The organism is Streptomyces xiamenensis (assembly GCF_000993785.3).
In the GTDB taxonomy this organism is placed as follows: Bacteria; Actinomycetota; Actinomycetes; order Streptomycetales; family Streptomycetaceae; genus Streptomyces; species Streptomyces xiamenensis.
This window is the reverse complement of record NZ_CP009922.3, coordinates 1630635-1651576: the sequence shown is the minus strand read 5'-3', so window position 1 is coordinate 1651576 and position 20942 is coordinate 1630635. Positions and strand designations below refer to the sequence as shown.

The 20942-nt window shown below is 70.6% G+C and carries 16 protein-coding genes; 13 read left to right on the top strand and 3 right to left on the bottom strand.

Annotated features, from left to right (window positions below; translation table 11 throughout):
- The first annotated feature begins 7 nt into the window (after positions 1 to 7).
- Positions 8 to 2089 carry a hypothetical protein gene (locus tag SXIM_RS07540; protein WP_046723368.1) on the top strand — a complete coding sequence of 694 codons (2082 nt, stop codon included), beginning with the start codon at positions 8 to 10 and terminating at the stop codon, positions 2087 to 2089.
- 149 nt (positions 2090 to 2238) lie between these two features.
- On the top strand, positions 2239 to 2868 hold the full coding sequence (locus tag SXIM_RS07535; RefSeq protein ID WP_046723366.1) for an alpha/beta hydrolase family protein: 630 nt from the start codon (positions 2239 to 2241) through the stop codon (positions 2866 to 2868).
- Between the two features lie 4 nt (positions 2869 to 2872).
- Here SXIM_RS07535 and SXIM_RS07530 read toward each other — a convergent pair whose 3' ends face one another.
- The gene (locus SXIM_RS07530) at positions 2873 to 4384 is read right to left on the bottom strand and encodes a cryptochrome/photolyase family protein (RefSeq protein ID WP_046723365.1); all 1512 of its coding nucleotides are present in this window, start codon (positions 4382 to 4384) and stop codon (positions 2873 to 2875) included.
- A 218-nt stretch (positions 4385 to 4602) separates the two neighbouring features.
- Here SXIM_RS07530 and SXIM_RS07525 point away from each other — a divergent pair, with 218 nt between their 5' ends.
- Together SXIM_RS07525 and SXIM_RS07520 are read left to right on the top strand one after the other, a co-directional pair.
- Entirely contained in the window at positions 4603 to 4959 is a 357-nt protein-coding gene (locus SXIM_RS07525) for a hypothetical protein (RefSeq protein WP_030725699.1), read from the top strand.
- Between the two features lie 10 nt (positions 4960 to 4969).
- Positions 4970 to 6478 carry a bifunctional phosphatase PAP2/diacylglycerol kinase family protein gene (locus tag SXIM_RS07520; RefSeq protein ID WP_046723362.1) on the top strand — a complete coding sequence of 503 codons (1509 nt, stop codon included), beginning with the start codon at positions 4970 to 4972 and terminating at the stop codon, positions 6476 to 6478.
- 69 nt (positions 6479 to 6547) lie between these two features.
- Here SXIM_RS07520 and SXIM_RS07515 read toward each other — a convergent pair whose 3' ends face one another.
- The gene (locus tag SXIM_RS07515; protein ID WP_053116128.1) at positions 6548 to 8479 is read right to left on the bottom strand and encodes a glycosyltransferase family 2 protein; all 1932 of its coding nucleotides are present in this window, start codon (positions 8477 to 8479) and stop codon (positions 6548 to 6550) included.
- Positions 8480 to 8772: 293 nt separating this feature from the next.
- Between SXIM_RS07515 and SXIM_RS07510 the strand changes: the two genes are divergently transcribed.
- From SXIM_RS07510 to SXIM_RS07485, 6 genes are all read left to right on the top strand, one after another.
- On the top strand, positions 8773 to 11751 hold the full coding sequence (locus tag SXIM_RS07510) for an RHS repeat domain-containing protein (RefSeq protein ID WP_053116127.1): 2979 nt from the start codon (positions 8773 to 8775) through the stop codon (positions 11749 to 11751).
- Between the two features lie 368 nt (positions 11752 to 12119).
- Positions 12120 to 13238, top strand: a complete 1119-nt coding sequence (proB, locus tag SXIM_RS07505; protein ID WP_078846861.1) for a glutamate 5-kinase — start codon at positions 12120 to 12122, stop codon at positions 13236 to 13238.
- 128 nt (positions 13239 to 13366) lie between these two features.
- A complete protein-coding gene (locus tag SXIM_RS07500) occupies positions 13367 to 13771 on the top strand; it encodes a hypothetical protein (RefSeq protein ID WP_078847071.1) in 405 nt (134 codons plus the stop codon).
- Between the two features lie 54 nt (positions 13772 to 13825).
- A complete protein-coding gene (locus SXIM_RS07495; RefSeq protein WP_046723356.1) occupies positions 13826 to 15100 on the top strand; it encodes a glutamate-5-semialdehyde dehydrogenase in 1275 nt (424 codons plus the stop codon).
- A gap of 50 nt (positions 15101 to 15150) precedes the next feature.
- Positions 15151 to 15705, top strand: a complete 555-nt coding sequence (locus SXIM_RS07490) for an SCO2584 family spore wall biosynthesis protein (protein ID WP_046723354.1) — start codon at positions 15151 to 15153, stop codon at positions 15703 to 15705.
- A gap of 49 nt (positions 15706 to 15754) precedes the next feature.
- The gene (locus SXIM_RS07485) at positions 15755 to 16840 is read left to right on the top strand and encodes an SCO2583 family membrane protein (RefSeq protein WP_046723352.1); all 1086 of its coding nucleotides are present in this window, start codon (positions 15755 to 15757) and stop codon (positions 16838 to 16840) included.
- On the opposite strand, the gene SXIM_RS07480 is transcribed toward SXIM_RS07485, so the two are convergent.
- On the bottom strand, positions 16809 to 18005 hold the full coding sequence (locus tag SXIM_RS07480) for a M48 family metallopeptidase (RefSeq protein ID WP_234389892.1): 1197 nt from the start codon (positions 18003 to 18005) through the stop codon (positions 16809 to 16811). The two genes, SXIM_RS07485 and SXIM_RS07480, sit on opposite strands and share 32 nt — an antisense overlap.
- A gap of 152 nt (positions 18006 to 18157) precedes the next feature.
- On the opposite strand from SXIM_RS07480, the gene SXIM_RS27300 reads away from it, so the two are divergent.
- The 3 genes from SXIM_RS27300 to SXIM_RS07470 are packed head-to-tail and all read left to right on the top strand — an operon-like array spanning position 18158 to position 20797.
- Positions 18158 to 18313: a hypothetical protein gene (locus SXIM_RS27300; RefSeq protein WP_168222754.1), complete on the top strand. Its 156-nt coding sequence runs from the start codon at positions 18158 to 18160 to the stop codon at positions 18311 to 18313.
- A 33-nt stretch (positions 18314 to 18346) separates the two neighbouring features.
- Positions 18347 to 18982: a nicotinate-nucleotide adenylyltransferase gene (gene nadD, locus SXIM_RS07475; RefSeq protein ID WP_078846860.1), complete on the top strand. Its 636-nt coding sequence runs from the start codon at positions 18347 to 18349 to the stop codon at positions 18980 to 18982.
- Between the two features lie 30 nt (positions 18983 to 19012).
- Positions 19013 to 20797 carry an LCP family protein gene (locus SXIM_RS07470; protein ID WP_046723349.1) on the top strand — a complete coding sequence of 595 codons (1785 nt, stop codon included), beginning with the start codon at positions 19013 to 19015 and terminating at the stop codon, positions 20795 to 20797.
- Positions 20798 to 20942: the final 145 nt, after the last annotated feature.

Here is a 20942-nt window from a genome sequence, read left to right as displayed (position 1 = left end):
AACCCGAATGCTGGCCGGACTGATCGGGCGCGGTGGCCGTTGGCCAAGCATCCTGCTCGTGGTCTACGTGGTGAGCGCCGCGGCGCTCTCCGCGACCGTTGTCGACGGCAACGAGGCGGTCTTCTTCACCGCGCTGGTGCTCAACTACGCGGCCGACTGGGCCCTGCGCAAGCGCGGACGCTACTTCAACCGTCTGATGCGGCGGTTCGGGTTCGGCGAGCGGATACGGGAGCTGTACCGGCTGCTGCTGCTGGTCGCCCTGGCGCTCTCCCAGGAGCTCCCCGGGGTGCGGATCCTGGCGGTGTGCGCCGCCGTGCTGTTCCTGGCGAACAGCTGCCAGCAGCCGCTGGTCAGCTTCCGGGTACGGCGGCGGAACCTGCCGGTGGCCGCGCTCAACATGGACATGGGCGCGCTGGCACGGCGGATCCCGGACCTGCCCAGCAGCTCGCTGCTGAGCCCGCGCGGCCTCAGTCGCATCCCGGGCCCCGAGCTGCTGCTCGCGGCCGGCGCGGCGGCCGTCGTGGCCGGCGCCGACGAGGCCTGGATGCTCCTGGCCGCGCTCGCGCCGCTGCCGGTGCTGATATCGCTGGTGCACGCCGCGTGGCACGCCTTCCGCAACCTGCGGCTGCCCGACCCGGCCGAGGTGCTGGACGTCGTCAACCGCAATCTGGCCGAGTACCGGCCCGAGGTGGCGCTGTACTTCACCTTCGCGGCCGGCGGCCAGGACTTCATGTACCAGGTCAACATGTGGGTCGACGCGATGGAGAAGATGGACCGTCGCGGCGTGATCATCCTGCGCGAGACGGCGGCCATGCGGGGCCTTGAGCAGACCCGGCTGCCGGTGGTGTGCGTGCGCAAGGCCGACGACCTGGCGCAGCTCGACCTCTCCGACGTGCGGGTGGCGTTCTACCCCGGCAACGCCGGCAAGAACGTGCACATGCTCCAGCGGGCCGAGATCCAGCACGTCTTCATCGGGCACGGCGACAGCGACAAGCTGGCCAGCAGCAACCGGGTCAGCCGGGTGTTCGACGAGATATGGGTGGCCGGCAAGGCCGGGCGCGACCGCTACCAGCGGGTGCGCCACGCGATCAGCGACTCCTCGATCGTGGAGGTGGGACGCCCGCAGCTGTCGGAGGTCCGGCCCGCGGGGGAGCGGCTGGTCGGCGAGCGCGGTACGGGCGAGGGCCTGACCGTGCTGTACGGCCCGACGTGGGAGGGCTGGACGGACGACGCCTGCCACACGTCGGTGATCCCGATGGGCGAGGCCATCATCGGCGGCCTGCTGGAACAGGGCGATGTGCGCGTCATCTACAAGCCGCACCCGCTGACCGGCAAGCGCTCCGCCGAGGCCGCGGCGGCCGACGCGCTCATCGAGCGGCTGCTGACCGAGGACAACGTCCGGCGGGCCGCCCGGCGCGATCCGGCGCGGGTCGCCGAGACCGAGCGGGAGCTGGCACGGCTGGAGGCGCGGATGGCCGAGCTGTCCGGCGCGGTGATCGATGGCGACCGGCTGCAGCGCACCCGCGACGCGCGGGTGCCCGAGCGGGACCTGCGGGCCGAGATCGAGGTGATCCGGCAGGCGTGGAGCGAGCTGTTCTGGAGCGATGACTACCAGGGCGGACAGCACTTGATCGTCAAGGGCCGGCTGCCCTCGCTGTACGACTGCTTCAACCACGCGGACCTGCTGATCAGCGACATGTCCAGCGTCATCTCGGACTTCGTGGCCAGCCGCAAGCCGTACGTGGTGACCAACGCCGAGGACATGGACCCGCAGGAGTACCGGCTCCAGAACCCGACGGCCGGTGCGGCGTACCTGCTGGGCAGCGAGTGCGAGGAGCTCTCGGAGATCCTGGGCCGGGTGCGCGGACCGGTCGGCGCGGATCCGATGGCGCGGCGGCGTACCCAGCTCAAGGAGTACCTGCTGGGCGCGGACGAGCCGTCCTCCACGGAGCGGTTCAACGGCGCGGTCGAGGCGCTGTACCAGAAGGGCCTGCGGGCCTTCCCGCTGGGCACGACGGCGGAGCCGGTGCCGGCCTCCCCGGACTACACGGACGTGCTGCCCGGTGCCCGGGTGGGGACGACGCGGTAGGACGAGCGGACGGCGTACACGGAAGGGCCCGGATCGAGAGACGATCCGGGCCCTTCCGGCGTCCCCGGCAGTGGTTCCGCCGTGACCCGGGACCCGCGTCGGCGCGTGCCGGTCGGGGTCGCGCGCCGCTCTGCCGCACACTGAACGGCATGATCGAGACAGTGCACACCCCGGCGGGGGAGGCCCGTATCACCTGGCACCGGGCGGCGAAGGCCCGTACGGTGCTGGCCCTCGGGCACGGCGCGGGCGGCGGGATCGAGGCCCAGGACCTGGTGGCGCTGGCGGCGGAGCTGCCCGCCCGGGGCGTGACCGTCGCACTGGTGGAGCAGCCCTGGCGGGTGGCGGGCAAGCGGGTCGCCCCGGCGCCCAAGACCCTGGACGCGGCCTGGCGGGCGCTGTGGCCCGCGCTGGAAGGCATGGAGCTGCCGATCATCGCCGGCGGACGCAGCGCGGGGGCCCGGGTGGCCTGCCGCACGGCCGCCGAACTGGGCGCGCACGCGGTGCTGGCGCTGGCCTTCCCCCTGCACCCGCCCGGGCGGCCCGAACGCTCGCGGGCGGACGAACTCGCGGCGGTGAGGGCACCCCTGCTGGTCGTGCAGGGCGAGAGGGACCCCTTCGGCACGCCCGAGGAGTTTCCGTCGAAGGTGAAGGTGGTTCCTGTGCCGCACGCCAACCACACCTTCGGCACGCCGAAGTCGGCGCCGGTGAGCCAGGAGGAGACGCTGCGGCTGCTCACCTCGGGCACGCTGCGGTGGCTGGACGGGCTGAAGCTGGTCTGACGCCTCAGGGAGCCGCCGTACCGCGCCGCGCCGCCAGGTCGAGCACCTCGGGCAGGTCCGTCAGCCGGTCCAGGGTGTGGATCGCGCGGGCCATCCGCGGATGGTGGGCGAAGCGGTCGCGGTGGCGGTGGAGAAAGGCCCAGTAGCCGGTGGTGTACGGGCAGGCGCGGTCGCCCGTACGGTCCGAGGGGCGGTACGCGCAGCCGTCGCACAGATCGCTCATCCGGTGGATGTAGGCGCCGCCCGAGGTGTACGGCTTGCTGGTCATCGCGCCGCCGTCCGCGTACTGGGACATGCCCACCACGTTCGGCAGCATCACCCAGTCGTAGCCGTCCACGAAGCAGCGGTGGAACCAGTCGGTGACCGCGGCCGGGTCCCAGCCGTCCTGGAGCGCGCGGCTGCCCAGCACCATGAGCCGGGGGATGTGGTGCGTCCAGCCGGTGTCGCGTACCTGGGCCAGCACGGTGGACAGGCAGCGGGCGTCGGGGGCGTCCGCGTCCAGTTCGAGGAACCAGTCGGGCAGCGGGGCCCGGTGGCCGAGCTCGTTGCGGTGCCGGTAGTCGGGGCCGAAGTGCCAGTACAGCTGCCACACGAACTCGCGCCAGCCGGCGATCTGCCGTACGAAGCCCTCCACGCTGTTCAGCGGGGCGCTCCCGGACCGCCAGGCGAGCTCCGCGCGGCCCACGCACTCGGCCGGGTCCAGCAGGCCGAGGTTGAGCGAGCTGGACAGCAGGCTGTGGCTCAGCACCCCGTCGTCGGCCAGCATGGCGTCCTCGTGCGCGCCGAAGGTGGGCAGCCGGTGCTCGATGAAGTGCCGCAGCGCCGCCAGGGCCTGCCGCCGGGTGGCCGGGAAGCGGCGCGGACCGTCCCGTCCCACGAAGGACACCGAGCCCTCGCGTTCCCAGCGGTCCAGGTCGCGCCGTACCTCCTCGTCGATCGCGTCCTCCTTCGCCCGCCAGGGCGGGGGCACCGGCAGCCGGGAGCGGTCGCGGGGCGGGGGCTCGCGGTTCTCGTGGTCCAGGTTCCAGTGCCCGCCGGCCGGGTCGGCACCGTCCATCAGCAGGGTGTGGGACCTGCGGACCCGCCGGTAGAAGTCCTCCAGCCGCAGGCCGTGCTCCTCGCGTCCCTGCGCCCAGGACCGGAAATCCTCCCGGGACGTCAGGAAGCCGCGCGCCGGCAGCACCTCCACCCCGTCCAGTGCGGCGACGAACGCGGCGGCGGCCCGGGAGGTGGGGGCGTGGACGGTCAGCCGCTCTCCCTTCCGCAGGGCTTCGCGCAGCCCCTCGCGGTAGGTGTCGGCCCGTACGTAGCGCACCCGGTCGCCCAGTTCGGCGGCGCGGTGCCGCATCGCCGAGAGCACCAGATGGGCCTTGGCGCGGTGGAAGCGGCGGCGGCCCAGGACCGAGCGGGCCTCGATCATCAGCAGGGGCGCGCCGCGGTCCGGGCCGCCGTGGCGCGGGTCGATGAAGCGGGGGCCCAGCTGATCCCCGAAGAGCCAGTGTGTCCGTGCCGCCATGTCCGTCCTCGGCTTTCGGGCGGGGCCGGTGGGTGGGTGCGGGATGGGGTGCGGGAGCACGCTCAGCGTAGGGCGGACCGGGCTGCGCCGCCCGCGCTGCGCCGCCGGTGTGCTCCGGTTGCCGTGTCCGGCGTACCTGTGTGGGGTAGGCGGGTGCACAGTGGGCTGACGACAGTGCGCTGATGACAGGACCGGCGGATCAGGAGGGGCGGGCGCGTATGGACAGCACGGCGTTGCGGGTGATCGGGGCGGCGACCGCGGTGTACGGAGTGGCGGTCGCGGTGCGGCCGCGGCTGCTGGCGCGGCCCTCCGGGCTGGGGCAGGACGCACGGGTGGACGCCGCCCTGCGACCGGTGGGGCTGCGGGACGCCGTCTCGGGCGCGGCCCTCGTCCTCGCACCCGAGGGGCCGGCGCTGACGACGGCGGCCCTGGTACGGATCGGTGCGGACCTCGGGGACGCGGTGGTGCTGGGGCGGACGCTGGACGGTGTCTGGCGGCGGCGCGGGGCGGTGGCGGTGTCGCTGGCCTGGGGAGCTTTGTCGATCGGTGCGTTGCTCGCGCCGCGACGCGGGTAGGCGGGACGGCATGACCGCATTCGGCAGTACCTTCATTCCGCGAAATCTCGACCGTGCGCTGTTCGCCCGGATGGCGGCGGCCCGGCCACGGGGTGTGCAGAGTGTGCTGCCGCGGCTCAGCCGGGCAGCGGATCACGGCGTGCTGTGGGCCGGGGCGGCGGCGGCACTGGGGGTGTTCGGCGGCCGGAGCGCGCGGCGGGCGGCGCTGCGCGGGCTGGGATCGCTGGCCATCGCCTCCACCGTCAGCAATCTCGTGGCCAAGCCGACCACCCGGCGTACCCGGCCCGTCATCGACCAGGTGCCGGTCGCCCGGCGGCTGTCCAGGACACCGCACACCACCTCCTTCCCCTCCGGCCACTCCGCCTCGGCCGCCGCGTTCACCTTCGGCGTGGCGCTGGAGTCGCCCCGGGCCGCGCTGCTGATCGCCCCGCTGGCCGGGGCCGTGGCGCTGTCCCGGATCTATGTCGGCGTGCACTACCCCAGCGACGTGCTGGCGGGCGTGGCGATCGGCGCCGCCGCCGCCGCACTGACCTCGCACTGGTGGCCGACGCGTCCGGAAGCGCCCGCCACCGCCGTACAGCCCCGGCTTCCGGCGCCCGAGCTGGCGGACGGGGCCGGGCTCTCGCTGGTCGTCAACCCCGGCTCCGGGCTCACCGGCCAGGTGGACGACTCGCTGCGGGACCTGCTGCCCCAGGCCGACATCCGCACCCTGAAGCCGGAGGACGACCTGGTCGGGCTGCTGGACGAGGCGGCGGAACACGCCGCCCGCGCCGGGGGAGCGCTGGGGGTGTGCGGGGGCGACGGCACCGTCAACGCGGCGGCCGGGGCCGCCGTACGGCACGGGGTTCCGCTCGCCGTCTTCCCCGGCGGGACCTTCAACCACTTCGCCGCCGACCTGGGTATCGAGACGATGGAGCAGGTGGCGCAGGCGGTCCGGGCGGGAGACGCGGTCCGGGTCGATCTGGGCCGGGTGGCCTCGGCCGACGGGGCCCGCGAGAAGATCTTCCTCAACACCTTCAGCCTGGGCGTCTACCCCGAACTGGTGCATCTGCGCGAGCGGCTGGGGAAGTGGATCGGCAAGTGGCCCGCGCTGGCGGTCTCGCTGGCTGCCGTCCTGGCCACCAGCCGCCCCACCACGGTCACGATCAACGGGGTGGAGCGGCGGCTGTGGCTGCTGTTCGCGGGCAACGGGGTTTACCACCCGGCCGGGTTCACCCCCAGCTACCGGCCGAGCCTCGACGACGGGCTGCTGGACATCCGCACGGTCGACGGCTCGCTGCCGCTGGCCAGGACGCGGCTGCTGCTGGCGGTGCTCACCGGGACGCTGCACAACTCGCGGGTGCTGGTGACCGGGCAGGTGTCCCGGCTGCGGCTGGAGACGGCGGAGCGGCAGGTGCTGTTCGCGTACGACGGCGAGGTCACCGAACTCACCAGCGGCTCCCTGGTGCTGGGCAAGCGCCGGCAGGCCGTCACGGTCTACCGTCCGGCGGGGCCGGTGGACGGTGTCTCCTCCCTCTGAGAGAGGTCCCGTGGTGGCGAGTCGAGGGGCCCGGATCGGTGGCGATCCGGGCCCCTCGCCCGTGGGCGACTACTTCCGCAGGAGACCCTTGACGAGGCTCTTGCGGCCGACCCGGAGCGTGAGGATCTTGGTCTTGCCGGCGGGCAGCGGCTTGGCGTACCAGAACTGGAGGAGCCGACGGCGCCACTGGGTGACGCCCAGGTCCTCGGGGACGGAGACGGCGCGGGTGGCACGGCGCGGGGTGGCACCCGGCACATCGAGCAGCCACTGAACCCGCCAGTCGCCGGGGGCTGTGAGGGGGACGGCCTGCTCGAAGCGACCGGTCTGCGGGTCGACGGCGATGGTGAACTCCTGACGGCTGCCCGAGATGTCGGTGAGCCGGATCAGCAGGTGTTCCGCGTCGGGGGCCAGGCCGCGCATCGTCCCACCGACGAGGAGACGTGAGGGGTCCTCGGGGGACCAGCGGACGGCGTCCGGCTTGAGCTCGCGCTTGAGGCGGGCGGCGGGCGCCCCGATCTTGAGGCTGAGGTTGCCGCGCGGGGTGAAGTAGGCGCGGACCGGGCGGAGCTGGGTGCCGTCGCGCAGCTCGTGGTCGGCCGGGGCGGTGTCCAGGTCCTCGGAACGGCTGCCGAGGCGGGCTTCCTTGGTGACCCCGGCGACGGTGAGGGCGACGAAGACGTCCCAGGTTCCGGCGGGCAGCGGCTGGTTGGCGGCGGCACCGAGGAGCGGGACGGCGAGGCGGGAGGGGCCGTCCAGGGATATCCGGTGCTCGTCCTTGCTCTCCCGCTCCCGCAGGATGAGGGCCGCCTGCTGCTCCTGCTCCACGCGGTGCAGGGCGACCTCGCCCTCGATGTGCAGGGTGGCGGTGGCCTCGTCGAGGTGGAGGCGGCCGAGGTCCTGGCGGACGGTGAGCTGGTCGGTGTAGTCGTAGACGCGGTCCGGGATGCTGACGGTCGCGTCGCGGAAGTAGGGATAGTGCGCGTAGGCCCGGCCGTCCTCGACGGTGACGTCGAAGACGCGGTCGGCGGCGGGGACTTCGTTGAAGCTGCGGACGGCGAGGAGCTCGTCGAGCATGCCGTGCCGGAGGAGATGGCACTGGAGCCGGAGCATGGCGGGCAGCCGCGCGGCCAGGGCGTCGCTGTAGTAGGTCTCGAAGAGCGGCCGCAGGTCGGCGACGAGCTGTTCCTGCTGGGCGCGGGTCTCGACCTGCGGCAGCCGGCGCAGCACCCAGGGCAGTTCGGTGTCCAGGTGCCGGTGGAGCAGGTGGTCGCGCTGCGGGCCCTCCGGTACTTCGGCGGCGACCAGCGGCATCATGTGCTGCAGCACGCGGACGCGGGAGTCGAGGTCCTTGACGGACTTGGTGGTGTTGCCGCCGTCCTCGCGGTGGACCCAGTAGACGCAGTCGTAATCGGCGACGACCGATATTCCGGCGGCGCGCAGATACGCGAGCGCGGTGAACGGCTGGTCCTCGCCGACTTTCAGATCGTGACCGAAGCGGAGCTGGTGCTTTTCGATGAGCTCGCGGCGGTAGAGCTTCATCGGATTGAGCGTCCAGTAGACGCGCGAGGAGAAGACGTCGGTCTTCTCCTCGCTCTTTTTGTACATGGTCGGGGACTTCCGTCCGCCGACTCCTATGGTCTTGCCGAGGACGACATCCGTGTCATTGCGGTCGGCGGCGCCGACCATGCGTTCCAGGGCCTCGGTGCCGAGGTAGTCGTCGGCGTCCAGGAAGAAGACGAACCGGCCGGTGGCGTGGTCCAGGGCCCGGTTGCGGGGCCCGGCGGCACTGCCCGAGTTCTCCTGATGGAGGACGGTGATGGTGGCGGGGTTCTCGGCCGCCAGCCGGTCGAGCTCCGCGCCGGTGCTGTCGGTGGAGCCGTCGTTGACAGCGATGATCTCCAGCCGCTCGCGGCCGATGCTCTGCTCAAGAGCGGAGGTGATGCTCTTGGTCAGGTACGGCATCGCGTTGTAGGCGGCGATGATGACGCTGACGTCCGGCATGTGACCGGTTTGTGTGCTCATCGTAGGCCCATCAGGGTTTGAATGAATAACATCTGAAAAGGTGAAGACCGTTCGGTGAAAGATTACCGGGCGCAGTTGTGCCGCGACGCCTCGGGCGACCTATGCCTGGATTTGCCTTTCCTTGCGCGTCTTGTCGATCGGGAGTGGAGGGCGAGCCCTATGGCCCCTGACATGACCTCGTAAACGTGGACTTCATCACGCGAACGTTTCACCCCCTTCCGTAACGGCTGGCACCACTTGCCCCAATCGTTCATCTGTTCACCTTGCGCTGGGTGGGGCGCCAGGACACCTCGTACGTTCTGTACGACGGCTTCCTGCGGGAACGGCAGACCCAGGCACCCGGCCCGCAGGGCGGCCGACTGCTGACGGACACGTTCTACGACGAGCGCGGCTTGGTGGCGAAGTCTTTCGCTCCCTACTTCAACGACAGGGCACCGGCACAGAGCTTCTTCCTGCCGGGTCAGGATGCCTCGGGGGTCGAGACCCAGTTCCGCTATCGCTACGACGGGCTGGGACGTGAGACCGAGAACCGGATGATGGCCGGGGACGGCGACGGCGGCAGCGTGCTCGCCGTCACCCAGACCTCCTACCGGGGCGATCGCACGACGGTCATTCCACCGGAGGGCGCGACGGCAACGACCACGCTCACCGATGCCCGCGGGCAGCTCACCGAGTTGCGCCAGCACCACCAGCGTTCGGCGGGTGCAGCCTTCGACAGCACGCGTTACGAGTTCACCCCACGCGGCGAACTGGCGAAGGTGACCGACCCGGCCGGGAACGAGTGGACGTACACGTACGACCAACTGGGCCGGCGCGTTTCCACCACCGACCCGGACGCGGGCACGACGGTGTCCGTCTTCGACGACCGCGACCTGCTGACCCATCGCACCGATGCGCGTGATGTGACGCTGGCCTACGAGTACGACGGTCTGGGTCGCAAGATCCGGCTGCGGGAGACCGACCTCCAGGGCCCGGTGCGTGCGGAGTGGGAGTACGACACGCTCCCCGGTGCACAGGGACTCCTGACCTCGTCCACCCGTTATGAGGAGGACAGTGCCTACACCAGCCGGGTCATCGAGGTCGATGCCCTGTATCGGCCGGTGCGTACTGAGGTCGAGATCCCCGAGAGCGAAGGCGCACTCGCGGGACGCTACGAGTCGGGCACGACGTACGCGGGATCCGGAAAGCCGGAACAGATCCGTTACCCGGCGGCTGGTCGCCTGCCGGCCCTCACCCTTCAGCCGACGTACGAGGACGGAACGCTCCGGCTGACCCATCTGCGGACGCCGCAGCGACTGCATGTGGAAACGACATATACACACACCGGAAAGCCGTCCATGTTCCGCCTCCGGGCGAACGAGTTCGCAGATGAATCGGTCTCAGTTGGCAGCACGTACGAGAGGGGGACCCAGCGACTCAAGTCCGTACAGGCAGTGGCATTCAGTGTTCCCGGCAATCAGCTCATGGAGGAATACCAGTACGACCAGGCGGGCAATGTCCTGTCTCTCTCCAGTAGGACAGCCACCGGTGCAGAGGTCCAGTGCTTCCAGTACGACTACCTCCGAAGGTTGACCGAGGCCTGGACGCAGGGGACCAACACGGACTGCGTGGCGGCACCGACGGCGAACCTGCTGGCCGGTCCGGCCCCTTACTGGCACTCCTACACGTACGACAAGACGGGCAACCGCCTCACTGAAACGCGCCATGAGCAGAGTGTTGAGCGCACCTACCACTACCCGGAGGCGGGTGAGCCCCAGTCGCACGCGGTGACCTCCGTCATCCAGGAGGCCCCGGGCATCCGGTCACTGGAGGAGTACGCCTACGACGAGGCCGGCAACACGATCTCCCGGCAGATCGGCGGCGATACCCAGGAGCTGACCTGGAGCGCCGAAGGCGGCCTGGAGAAGGTCGAGGAGGCCGATGGCGCGGTCACGGACTACCTCTACGATGCGGACGGCCAGCGCCTGATCGGACGGACGCCGACGGAGACGACGCTCTACCTGGGACACACAGAGGTCACCGTAGCCAAGGGCTCGGCGACAGCCCGGGGCACCCGCTATGTGGACGCCGGCGGCGGCCACATGGTGATCTTCGAGGACAGCGGCGACATCTCCTTCAGCCTGGCCGACCACCACGGCACGGGCCAAGTCTCGGTCGACGGCTACACCATGGAGGTCAACCACCGCCGCACACTCCCCTTCGGCGGGGACCGCGGCCCGGCCCCCGCATACTGGCCCGGTACCCGGGGCTTCGTCGGCGGAACGAAGGACACGTCCACCGGCCTCACCCATCTGGGGGCCAGAGAATATGACCCGAGCCTGGGACGTTTTATCTCCCTCGATCCGGTCATGGATTTGACCGATCCTCAACAAATTCACGGATACGCCTACGGGAACAACAATCCCCTGGCCTTCAGTGACCCAACTGGTTTGCTGTCAAGTTCGTGTCCTGGAGGGCCGGCGTCACCATGTAATCAATATAACAACTACCTCCAGGGGTTGCAGAGTAGAGGGGGGATAACAAAGAAAAAGCGAGAGCAGGCGATAGCGCAGTACGTTGCCCGGTCACCAGTGAAGTCGCCAGTCGGCGGTTATTGTAGCTGCATTAATGCCAATCGGATTACTGAGCGCAGGTCGTCGGCGTCGGCCAGTCCGGCGACGCGGGTTGTTGATGCGAGTAGTATTAGCTACTACGGGGCCCCATTGGATGAGCGTACTTACGAATGGTTCCAGGGAATGGGGTATGAGGGAAGTAGGGAATTTACGCTGAATGAAGCAGCCAACTTTGCCGCCGCGGATGAATATGGCGCCATCGTTCAGCTCATATGCCTGACTGGTGGAGGCGCTCCTGATGTGTGTCAACGCAGGCAGTTGGACTTCCTCGCAGAGGAGAGTGAAACTCTCCTTTCAAGGGGTGGTGAGTGGATCAAGGACCATGCCAATGCTCTGGGAGCGGGCGGAATTCTGATTGCGGGGAGCGTTGCAGCCGGGGGCTGTGCTGCTGCGGGTGGCCCGATCGGCGTAGCTGCTTGCGTAGTAGGGGTTGGGGCCGTTACGGGTGCAGCTTCCTACACTGTCGGCGTCTATGGAACTGGTGCATGGGATGCTGGCGACATGTTTATTGCTGCTGCGGTTGGCGGAGTGACGGGCCGTATGGCGGGACCGCACATCAGATACGTTGTGCGAGATGCTGACGGCGAACGCGTGGGTTGGGCCGTAATTAATCTCTACCGAGATTCCTTCAAAGAGTGATGTGGAATTTTGCTGAAATGGTAATATGGGGTTCAATATGCCACTAGGGGAAAAGATGATGATTTTTGGTCGATTTTCGGTCATGCTGGCTCGAATTCCGATAGGGATTCGCATACTTGCTTTGCCTATTGCTGTCGGAGGTATATATACGCTCGTCCGGGTGTCTCCGTTCTGGGAGCCATACGGCATGTTTTTCGTGATTGGAGTGGCCTGCTTCCTGGGTGGATCCTTCGCCGCATCCCGGGTTCTGGAGCGGGAGGCCGCTGCGAGGGAGAAGCCCGGAGAGGAGAATCCCGGAGGCCGGTGAAGGGCCAGGTGGCATAGGTTGGGAGGGCAAAGCTGGAGCTAGTCGGTGAGGGTGTACGTCGGTGGGTGTGGTGCGGCAGGGGGTTGCTGGGGCTCGGCGGGTCGTGGTCAAGGTGGGGTCGTCGTCGCTCACGACGGCGGCCGGAGGGCTTGATGCCGATCGGGTGGACGCGCTCGTCGATGTGCTGGTGAAGCAGGAGGACCGGCAGATCGTGCTGGTGTCCTCGGGGGCCATCGCCGCCGGGCTCGCGCCGCTGGGGTTCGCGCGGCGGCCCTCCGACCTGGCGCGGCAGCAGGCCGCCGCCAGTGTCGGGCAGGGGCTGCTGCTCGCCCGGTACACCGCCTCCTTCGCCCGGTACGGGCGGCGCGTCGGGCAGGTGCTGCTCACCTCCGACGACACCAGCCGGCGCGCGCACTACCGCAACGCCTACCGGACCCTGGACCAGCTGCTGGAGCTGGGCGCGGTCCCGGTGGTCAACGAGAACGACACCGTGGCCACGGACGAGATCCGGTTCGGTGACAACGACCGGCTCGCCGCCCTGGTCGCCCACCTGGTGCGCGCCGATCTGCTCGTGCTGCTCTCCGATGTGGACGGGCTCTACGACGGCGACCCCCGCAAGCCCGGAACCCGCCGCATCGAGGAGGTCGCAGGGCCCGAGGACCTCGTGGGCGTGGAGATCGGGAAGGCCGGGAAGTCCGGGGTGGGCACCGGCGGGATGGTCACCAAGGTCGAGGCCGCCTCCATCGCCACCGAGGCCGGGATTCCGGTGGTGCTGACCTCCGCCGGCCACGCCGGGGAGGCGCTGGCCGGGGCGCCCACCGGGACCTTCTTCCATGCCACCGGGCGGCGCTCCGCCGGCCGGCTGCTGTGGCTCGCCCACGCCTCCGTCCCCCGCGGCGCCGTCGTGCTGGACGACGGAGCGGTGCGCGCCGTCACCGAGCGGGGCAGCTCGCTGCTGCCCGCCGGGATCACCGCGGTCGAAGGGGAGTTCACGGCGGGCGAACCGATCGAACTGCGGGACGGCGCCGGGCAGGCCGTCGCCCGGGGCCTGGTCAACTTCGACGCCCGCGAGATTCCCCAGCTCATCGGGCGGTCCACCCACGAACTGGCCCGTGAACTGGGCCCCGCCTACGAAAGAGAGGTCGTCCATCGCGATGACCTTGTGCTGATGCGGGCATAAGCCTTTCCGGCAAGGATCCAGGAAACGGCCCCACGGCCGCGCATGAGCTGGTCAACTTTGAGACGCGGTCCTTGCGCGTCGGACCGGCGTCATGTCAGTACCACGTCAGGAGGCTGCCGGTGAGACGACTGGCCAGCGTCGGAGAGCAGCGCCAGCAAACCGCCACCCGCACCATCGCGGGAGAGCGGGAGGCGGCCCGGCTGTGGCACATCACGCTCAGCGTCGCCGGGAGCGCGGTCGCGCTGAGCGAAGTGCGCCGGGGGCTCGAACGGCTGGCGCACGACCACCCGTTCCTGCTCACCAGTCGCTACGCCTGCGATCACGCGGAGATCCGGTACTGGGAGGAGGCCCGTGATCTGCACGACGCCGCCGCCGTGGCGCTGCGGCTGTGGGGCGAGCACCGCCTTACCGCGCAGCTGCCGCCGTGGGAGATCGTCGGGCTCGAGGTGATCGGGCGGGAGACGTACCACCAGCGCGTAGCCGAGGGCAGCGGGCCGCCACGGGCGGTCCCGGTCGGGGTGCACCCCTTCTGACCGCACTGTGGACAGCGGGGAGGGGGTCGGTGAGCGCGCGGTTACGCTGGTCCTATGAGCAGCGTCGTGGATTCTCCAGTCATCGCCACCGCCCGGCGGGCGCGGGAGGCCGCCGCCGAGCTGGCCCCGCTGCCGCGCTCCGTGCGTGACGCGGCGCTGCTGGCCGTGGCGGACGCCCTGGAGGCGCGGGCCGATGAGATCGTCACCGCCAACCGCGTGGATGTCGAGCGGGCCCGGGAAGCCGGTACGCCGGCCGGCATCGTCGACCGGCTGACGCTGACCCCGCAGCGGGTGGCCGCCATCGCCTCCGACGTACGCGATGTGGTGGCGCTGCCCGACCCGGTCGGGGAGGTCGTGCGCGGCTCGACGCTGCCGAACGGCCTGGAGCTGCGCCAGGTGCGCGTTCCGCTCGGGGTGGTCGGGATCATCTACGAGGCCCGGCCGAACGTGACCGTGGACGCCGCCGCCCTGTGTCTGAAGTCGGGGAACGCCGTGCTGCTGCGGGGTTCCTCCTCCGCCTACGCCTCGAACACGGCCATCGTGGCCGTGCTGCGCGACGCCGTCGCCTCGGCGGGGGTGCCCGCCGACGCCGTCCAGCTCGTGCCGGGCGAGAGCCGCGACTCCGTACGGGAGCTCATGACCGCCCGCGGCCTGGTCGACGTGCTCATCCCGCGCGGCGGTGCCTCGCTCATCCGGACCGTGGTGAACGAGTCGACCGTGCCCGTCATCGAGACGGGCGTCGGCAACTGCCACGTGTACGTGGACGAGAGCGCCGATCTGGAGACGGCGGTCAAGATCCTGGTGAATTCCAAGGCGCAGCGGCCCTCGGTTTGCAACTCCGCCGAGACCGTGCTCGTGCACGCCGCGATCGCGGACCGTTTCCTGCCCCTGGCCCTGGAGGCGCTGACCGCGGCCGGGGTCACCGTGCACGGCGACGAGCGGTGGCGCAAGACCGGTGAGCAGGCCGGGGTCGACGTGCTGGAGGCGGGCGACGAGGACTGGGCGGACGAGTATCTGAGCCTGGACATCGCCGCCGCCGTCGTGGAGGACCTGGACGCGGCCGTGGCGCACATCCGGCGCTGGACCAGCGGCCACACCGAGGCGATCGTCGCCCGGGACGCCGGTGCCATCCGCCGGTTCACGGCCCGGATGGATTCGGCGGCCGTCATGGTCAACGCGTCGACGCGGTTCACGGATGGCGGACAGTTCGGCTTCGGCGCCGAGATCGGGATCTCCACCCAGAAACTGCACTCCAGGGGCCCGATGGGGCTGCCCGAGCTGACCTCGACCACCTATGTCGTCACCGGGGACGGTCACACCCGCGAGTGAATTCACGGCGACCCTCCCCCCACGCCGCCAATCCGCCTACGCTGGGACGCGTGCCGGATGACGTGGGGGGCCTGCCGTTCCCGGACGGAGACAGGCCAGACAGCCAGGAACGCCGCACCGCCGATGAGGTCTTCGCCTCGGTGGTGCTCGACGACGATTTTGTCCAAGCCGCCGAGATCCATGAACCGACCGCCGCCGAGCGCATTCTGTACGCCGCTCTGGAACGCGCCGAGTCGGAGGCCGCCGAGGCCCAGGGCCTGTACGGCGAACACGATGACGACGAGGGGCGCTTCGACCGCTCCGACTATCTGCGCTACCTCCCGCCCGAGGAGGAGGACGAGGACGAGGCCCTCGGCAGCGACTACTCCGTGCCGCCGCCCGCCCCCGGCCCCGCCATCGCCGGGCCCGCGCACAGCGGTCCGCCGGCCGCCTGGCGTCCGCTGCGCTGGCAACGGCCGGTGGCCTGCGTACTCGCCGTGGTGATGGGGATCAGCGTGATCGCCTTCGCCCTCATAGCCGTTCAGCGTTCCGGTGGTGCGGGTGAGCACGGGCAGGACCGTCCGCCCCCGGCCACCGAGCACGACGAGCCGGAGGACGGGCTGTAAGGCGCGATCGGGGGTGCCGGGGCTTCGCCGGTGACCGTACTCTGGTCGGGTGGCCGGGAGTTCGGACCCCGGGGGTGTCCCGGGCAGTGGGGACGAGGAGTACGCGTCGACCGTCTTCGACGAGTCGTTCGTCAATGCGGCACGTCTCCAGGAGTATTCGGCGCGGGAGCGGCTTCAGGACCACAGCACGGCGGTCCGCGATCGCGCGCCGCACCGTACGGTGCCCCGGCAGGGGCTGGCGCTCGGCGTGATCATCCTGCTGGCGTTCGCCGCGGCCGTGTACCTGGGCAACAACAACCCGTACGGCCAGGACGGCGGGCACGCCGTTCAGCCGCCGCTGACCACCCTGGTGCCGCTGGCACCCGCCGGCGTGGTGCCGGGCGCGGCGGAGCCGGCGGAGCTGTTCGAGGCCAGTCCGGCGCAGGGGTTCGGCTCCGGTGCGGCCGGGGTGCTGCTGCCCGACGCGCGGGCGACCGCGCACTTCTCGCGCGATCAGGTGTTCACCGCGCTCACGCTGGCCAAGGAGTACATCGTGGCCAGCGCGCTCACCCAGGACGTGCTGACCGGGGTCTCGGCCGTGCCGGTACGCGAGTTGCTGGATCCGCAGCAGCGGCGGCAGCTGGACCGGGCGGTGAGCGGCGGGATCGCCGCCGCGCCGCTGACCGCGTGGCTGGTGAGCTTCGATCCGCTGGAGGTGGAACTCGCCGATCCGCAGGTGCGGATCGAGGGCACGTTCGCCTTCACCGAGATCGCCGACGACATGCTCCAGGTGACCGCGCGCCACGTCGCCGTGTACGCGGTGCGGGAGGCCGGTGCCACGCCGCGCGAACCCGGCGAGGAGCCGGGGGAGACGACACTGTTCACGGTGCGGCGCGAGGTGGTCATGCTGTTCGCCGAGGAAGGGCTTCAGGAGCGGACCGTCATCCTGCGCCAGACGGATCTGCTGGCCGGCCCGATGGACTGCGGGGTGGACCCGGACGGTCCGCTGCGGCCGTTGCTGGCGGGGGAGCGGGCCGGGGACTCGCGGCCGGCCGGCACCGATCCGTACACCACCGATGCCGACCACATTCCGCTGTGCGGGGCGCTGGACGCCAAGGCGTTGCCTAACCCGGAGTCTGCGGCCCGGGATCTTTAGGGCTCCCCGAGGTTCCGCCCCCGGCCGTGCCGCCGCCTCCGGTACCGCTGGCACCGTTGCCGCGGCCGGTGGCGAAGTCGCGGAGCCTGCCGCCCAGATCGCTGGCCCCGCCCGCCACGTCCGAGACCAGCTTCATGAGCGGGTCCTTGCTGGACTTGACCGACTGGGCGTAGTGGCCCGCCGATTCCCGGATGGAGCCGCTGACGGAGGCGTCGGCATCCGTGTCGCGGCGCGGGTAGTGCCCGTCCATGATCCGCTGGTAGTCGCGGGTGGCCGCCCACCGGTGCAGCTCGGCGGCCCGGACGGCGGCGAAGGGGTGGGTGCGCGGCAGCACGTTGAGGATCTTGAGCACCGAGTCGCGCAGATCGCCGCCCGCCTCGTACTCCTTGGCCTGTTCGAGGAAGGCGTCGACGTTCATGTGGTGCAGGTGGTTGCCGCCGGCCAGTTTCATCAGGCCGCGCAGTGAGGCCTGCGGGTCCTGGCCGACGAGCAGTCCGGCGCGGTCGGCGGAGAGTTCGGACTTGCGGAACCATTCGCGCAGCGCCGTGATGATGCCCATGATCGCGATGTTGCCGAGCGGGATCCAGGCCACCCGGACGGCGATGCTGGTGAGGAAGAGCAGGATGGTGCGGTAGACGGCGTGCCCGGACAGGGCGTGGCCCACCTCGTGGCCGATGACGGCGCGCATCTCGTCCTCGTCGAGGAGTTCGACGAGCCCGGTGGTGACCACGATGATCGGCTGCTGCAGGCCGATGCACATGGCGTTCGGCCTGGGGTCCTGGGTGACGTACATCGGCGGGACCGTTTCCAGGTCCAGGATGTCGCAGGCCTCCAGGAGGAGTTGGTGCAGGTGGGCGAACTGCCGCTCGTCGACGCGGACCGAGTCGGACAGGAACATCAGGCGCAGGCTGCGCTCGGGGAGCATGCCGCTCAGCGCCTTGAAGACCGTGTCGAAGCCGGTCAGTTTGCGCAGCGCGACCAGGGCCGAGCGGTCGGCGGGGTGTTCGTAGGCGCGGGACGATATGCCGGGGAAGCGGCGGCGGTTGCGGCCGGGGAGCCGCTCGCGGTTGAGGGCCGCGGGGTCGGGCGTCGCTGCCCCGTGGCCGTCGCCGCCGTCACTCCCCTGGCCGTCGTTCCCGTTGTTCGAGCCGGTGTCGTCGCTCATCGGGCCCCCTTGTGAAGTCTGTGTTCGTCGGCTCCGGACGTGGCTGTGTCCACCGCATCGCATCGGGAGCGGTGGGGGCAAGAGGCCGCCACGGACGCGTCCGCTTACGATGAGCCTACGTCCCAGCCGTCTCGTTCCGGATAGGTCCGTTCATGAACCTGCCCAGCAGCACCGCCGAAGCCCTCACTACGCTCGCGAGCGAAGGCGGCCCGCACGACAGCCTCAACGCGTACTTCATCGGTGGTGGCGCGCTCGCGGCGCTGCTGCTGCTCCTGTGGATCACCACCCGCCTCAACCGCGACCGCTGAGCCTCACGGCCCCGAAGCAGTTAAGGTCCGCTCATGGCAGACGGGATAACCCCCGGGAGGCGGCGGCTCGGCGTGATGGGCGGGACGTTCGATCCGGTCCATCACGGCCACCTGGTCGCCGCCAGTGAGGTGGCGGCCCGGTTCCACCTCGATGAGGTCATCTTCGTGCCGACCGGGCAGCCGTGGCAGAAGGAGCACCGGCAGGTCTCGGCCGCCGAGGACCGGTATCTGATGACGGTCATCGCGACCGCGTCCAATCCGCAGTTCTCGGTCAGCCGCATCGACATCGACCGCGGCGGCAAGACGTACACCATCGACACGCTGCGCGACCTGCGGGCACAGCACCAGGACGCGGATCTCTTCTTCATCACCGGCGCGGACGCGCTCGCCCAGATCCTGACCTGGCGGGACGCCCCCGAGCTGTTCTCGCTCGCCCACTTCATCGGCGTCACCCGGCCGGGGCACACCCTCACCGATCCGGGGCTGCCGAACGGCGGGGTCTCCCTGGTGGAGGTGCCCGCCCTGGCGATCTCCTCCACCGATTGCCGCGAGCGGGTCGCCCGTGGCGATCCGGTCTGGTATCTCGTGCCGGACGGGGTGGTGCGCTACATCGACAAGCGCGCCCTCTACCGGGACGGGGACTCCGAGCTTCCGGAGCGGACAGGCTGAACCGGCTGAGGGACTGAAGGGGCGGCACGGGTGAACGACCGACAGGATCCGTACGGGCAGATCTACGGCTATGACGAGTACGGGCGCCCCCTGTACCAGCCGGCCCCCGGATCCCCGGGGCAGCAGCAGGAACCGCAGCAGGAGCAGTACTACCCGCAGCAGTACCAGCAGCCGCAGCAGGACCAGTCGGGTTATCAGCAGGCGGACTACCAGCAGTCCGGTTACCAGCAGTCGGGTTATCCCTCGTCGGACTACCAGCAGCCGGGCTACGGGTACGACCCGTACCAGCAGCAGTACCCGGGGTACGACGGCTATCAGCAGGACTCCTACGACTGGGGGAGCGGGCAGCAGCCGCGGGTCACCGACGCGCCCGGCTACCCGGAGTACGGGACCGGCGAACAGCCGGCCGTCGACGCGGCGCCGGCGGGCGCGGTGCCCCAGCAGCGGCAGCCGGAGACCGGGGCGGGGGCCGGTGCCGACCCGGAGCCGTCTTCCGGCGCGGACGGCGGGCCGGAACCGCGGGCCGGGTCGGATGACCGGGCCGGGGGCGATGACACCGAGGTCAAGGAGTACGCCACCGAGCAGTTCGCCTTCATCGAGGAGGAGGACGCCGGCTCGGAAGACGTCATCGACTGGCTGAAGTTCAGCGAGAGCCGCACCGAGCGCCGCGAGGAGGCCAAGCGGCGCGGCAGGGGCCGGGTGCGGCTGCTGGTGATCGTCCTGGTGCTGGCGCTGATCGGCTCGGTCGGGGCGCTGTGGGCGACCGACCGGCTGCCGTTCCTGTCGGGCCCCGGCGGGGACGACGGGGGGTCGGCGGTGGCCGAGAAGCGCGATGTGATCATCGTGCATCTGCGGGAGCTGGACGGGGAGACCGCGTCCACCGCGCTGCTGGTCGCCAACGAGACGACGGGCGGCGGGTACACCGTGCTGCTGCCCGGCGATCTGACCATCACCCCGGACGGCGGCACGACCACGCTGGGCCAGGCCGTGACCCAGGAGGCCGCCGGATCGGTCCGGGAGGCGGCGGGCGATCTGCTCGGCGCCGACATCAAGGGGACCTGGCGGCTCGGCAGCCCGTATCTGGAGACGCTCGTCGACCTGCTGGGCGGGATCACCATCACCACCGACACCGAGGTGCCGGGCAAGAAGGACGACGAGCCGCTGGTGCCGCTGGGCGAGAACGTGTCGCTGAGCGGCGAGGCCGCGGTCGCCTACGTGACCTACCGGGAGCCCGAGGAGCCGGAGAACGCGCGCCTGGAACGGTTCGGGCAGGTGCTGGCCGGAATGCTGGCCAAGATGCCGACGGGGGCCGAGGGCGCCACCCGGACCATTCACGCGGTCGGGCTGATCGCGGACCCCTCGCTGTCCGAGGAGGAGCTGGCGCTGAGCCTGGCCCAGCTCGGCGGATACGCGCAGGACGACGCGTACGAGACCCTGCTGCTGCCGGTGGAGAGCGACGGCACGCTGAGCACCGAGACGGCCGAGGGCCTGGTGATGGACGTGCTGGGCGGCACGGTCGTCAACGCCGACCCGGGCGCGGCGCTGCGGATCTCGGTCACCGACGCGACCGGCAGCGAGGCGGGCGGGGAAACCGCCCGGGTGGCCCTGATCAACGGTGGTTTCTCGGTCGTCGACAGCCGTACGGCGCCGGAGCCGGGGGAGACCTCGCGGATCACGTACCGGTCGGAGGAGCACCGGGAGACGGCGGTGGAGGCCGCCAGGACGCTGGGGCTGCCGGAGGACGTGGTGGAGGCGGGCGACGGCGCGCCCAACGCCGATGTGACGATCGTGCTGGGCGAGGACTACGGGGAGTAGGCGCGGTAGCGGTGGGTGACAGGCTCAGGGGTAAACCGGGCTGAGCCTGTCAGTGGGCCGTGAGACCCTTGGGGGGACATCGTCGGAGAAATCCGCTGACGCTGCCGAACCACCACTGCCGCCGTAACGATGGAGAAGCTTCGCC

What these genes read in the sequence shown, in the direction of transcription:
- SXIM_RS07540 (WP_046723368.1), top strand. Translation starts at nt 8, where the DNA reads ATGCTGGCCGGACTGATCGGGCGCGGTGGCCGTTGGCCAAGCATCCTG.
- SXIM_RS07535 (WP_046723366.1), top strand. Translation starts at nt 2,239, where the DNA reads ATGATCGAGACAGTGCACACCCCGGCGGGGGAGGCCCGTATCACCTGG.
- SXIM_RS07530 (WP_046723365.1), bottom strand. Translation starts at nt 4,384, where the DNA reads ATGGCGGCACGGACACACTGGCTCTTCGGGGATCAGCTGGGCCCCCGC.
- SXIM_RS07525 (WP_030725699.1), top strand. Translation starts at nt 4,603, where the DNA reads ATGGACAGCACGGCGTTGCGGGTGATCGGGGCGGCGACCGCGGTGTAC.
- SXIM_RS07520 (WP_046723362.1), top strand. Translation starts at nt 4,970, where the DNA reads ATGACCGCATTCGGCAGTACCTTCATTCCGCGAAATCTCGACCGTGCG.
- SXIM_RS07515 (WP_053116128.1), bottom strand. Translation starts at nt 8,479, where the DNA reads ATGCCGGACGTCAGCGTCATCATCGCCGCCTACAACGCGATGCCGTAC.
- SXIM_RS07495 (WP_046723356.1), top strand. Translation starts at nt 13,826, where the DNA reads ATGAGCAGCGTCGTGGATTCTCCAGTCATCGCCACCGCCCGGCGGGCG.
- SXIM_RS07480 (WP_234389892.1), bottom strand. Translation starts at nt 18,005, where the DNA reads ATGAGCGACGACACCGGCTCGAACAACGGGAACGACGGCCAGGGGAGT.
- SXIM_RS27300 (WP_168222754.1), top strand. Translation starts at nt 18,158, where the DNA reads ATGAACCTGCCCAGCAGCACCGCCGAAGCCCTCACTACGCTCGCGAGC.
- nadD (WP_078846860.1), top strand. Translation starts at nt 18,347, where the DNA reads ATGGCAGACGGGATAACCCCCGGGAGGCGGCGGCTCGGCGTGATGGGC.